The following is a 2,237-nucleotide window of genomic DNA, read 5'->3' on the forward strand; positions in this document are numbered from 1 at the left end:
CCGGCGGCCGAGGCGGCGCTGGCGCAGGTGGCGGAGCGCTATGCGGTGGCGATCCCGCCCGCGCTCCAGGACCTTCTGGCGGAGGGCGCGGGCGACGCCATCGCGCGCCAGTTCGTGCCCAACACGGCGGAGCTGGAGCTGCGCCGCGAGGAGCGCGCCGACCCCATCGGCGATGATGTCCATTCGCCGGTGCCCGGCATCGTCCACCGCTACCCGGACCGGGTGCTGCTGAAGGCGGTGAGCGTCTGCGCCGTCTATTGCCGCTTCTGCTTCCGCCGCGAGATGGTGGGGCCGGGCGCGGACGAGGCGCTGACGCCGGAGCGGCTCGCGGCGGCGCTCGGCTACATCGCCGGCCACCCCGCCATCTGGGAGGTGATCCTCACCGGCGGCGACCCCTTCATGCTCGCGCCGCGGCGCATGGCGGAGCTTGCCGGCCGCATCGCCGCCATCGACCATGTGAAGGTGCTGCGCTTCCACACCCGCGTGCCCATCGCCGCGCCGGAGCGGGTGACGCCGGCTCTCGTCGCCGCGCTGAAGGCGGAGGGCGCCACCTCTTATGTGGCCGTCCATGCCAACCATGCCCGCGAGCTGGCAGGCCCGGCGCGTGCCGCATTGGCGCGCCTCGCCGATGCCGGCATCCCGCTTCTGTCGCAGACCGTGCTGCTGCGCGGCGTCAACGACGATGCGGCGACCCTCGCCGACCTGTTCCGCGCGCTCGTGGAATGCCGGGTGAAGCCCTATTACCTGCACCATCCGGACCTCGCGCCCGGCACCGCGCATTTCCGCCTGCCGGTGGAAGAGGGCCAGGCGCTCATGCGCGCGCTGCGCGGCCGCCTGTCGGGCCTCGCGCTGCCCACTTATGTGCTCGACATCCCCGGCGGCGCCGGAAAGGTGCCCCTCACGCCCGGCTATCTCGAGGCGGACGGCGACCGCCTCGCGGTGCGCGACCATTGCGGCGGGCTGCACGCCTATCCGCCGGAGGGCTGACGCGTTCCGCGCGCTCCGGCGCCATGGTATGGCGGGCGCACCGATCAGGACGAGCCGAGGACCCGCTTATGACCGCCGAACCGGACGCCATCCGCCGCCTGATGCAGCCGGGGCCCGCGGCGCCGGAGCGCATCGCGAGCGCAGTGGGGGCGCTCCAGTGCCTCGACTTCACGCTCCAGCCGGGCCTCACGCTCAACGCCGCCATCGCCGGGCCGCTGCTCGAGGCCGGCCTCACGGCGGCGCAGGTGGAGCTGTCCGGCGGCGCCTTCGGCCCCTTCACCTATGTGATGCCCGCCGGTGCGCAGGATGAGGTGCACGCCGCGTGGTACAGCGCGCCGGTCTCGCCCGCCGGCACCACCCGTCTGGAGGCCGGGAACGTCACCTTCGGCCGGCGCGAGGGCGCCCCCTTCATCCATTGCCATGCCTTCTGGATCGAGCCCGACGGCACCCGCCACGGCGGCCATGTGATGCCGCACGAGGCGGTGGTGGCAGCGCCCATCGCCGCCCGCGCCTTCGGCACCGCCGACGTCGCGACCTCCGCCGACTTCGATCCCGAGACCAACTTCACGCTGTTCACACCGCACCAGGTGCGTGCGGCTTCGGGCGGCCCGCGCATCGCCTTCGCGCGGGTGCGGCCGAACACGGAGATTTCGGGGGCGCTGGAGGACATCTGCCGCCGCCACGGCTTCGCCGCCGGGCGGGTGCGCGGCAGCGTCGGCAGCCTCGTCGGCGCGCGCTTTTCCGACCGAGAGCCTGTGGAAGACTACGCCACCGAGGTGTTCGTGCGCGATGGCGTGATCGCGCCGGATGCTGCCGGCACGCTGAAGGCGCGGCTCGATATTGCCATGGTGGGAATGAGCGGCGTGCTCGCCGAGGGCCGCCTCGTCCATGGCGCCAACGGGGTGTGCATCACCTTCGAGCTGGCGGTGGAGGAGACGACGCCGGAGGTGGCGTAAGGAAGAGGCGGCGACGCCCCACCGGTCCCCCGCCTCCCGCCGTCATCCCCCGGCTTGTCCGGGGGATCCACCTCGCGGCGTCGGCGGCGCCCGTTCTTCAGGCGCAGGCCAAGTGGCCCGGTGGATGCCCCGGACGAGCCGGAGCATGACGGAGCTGAAGGGCGGCTACGGGGCAGCGGAAGCGCCACCGGGAGCGGCGCGCGGTCGTCGCGCTCTTCGAACCCCTCCCGCCGTCATCCCCCGGCTTGCCCCGGGGGGATCCACCTCGCGCGTCGGCGGCGCCCGTCCTTCAGG

Annotated in this window: 2 protein-coding genes; both read left to right on the plus strand. The window is 73.7% G+C overall.

Annotated features, from left to right (window positions below; all coding sequences use genetic code 11):
• Positions 1 to 987, plus strand: a 987-nt coding sequence (locus tag AC2W7M_RS24165) for a lysine-2,3-aminomutase-like protein (protein ID WP_486135537.1), incomplete at its 5' end; no start/stop codon positions are given.
• Between the two features lie 68 nt (positions 988 to 1,055).
• Positions 1,056 to 1,943: a PPC domain-containing DNA-binding protein gene (locus AC2W7M_RS24170; RefSeq protein ID WP_486135539.1), complete on the plus strand. Its 888-nt coding sequence runs from the start codon at positions 1,056 to 1,058 to the stop codon at positions 1,941 to 1,943.
• The last annotated feature ends 294 nt before the right edge of the window (positions 1,944 to 2,237 follow it).

It is taken from the genome of Xanthobacter sp. BG11Y11_SDJG (genome assembly GCF_057364445.1).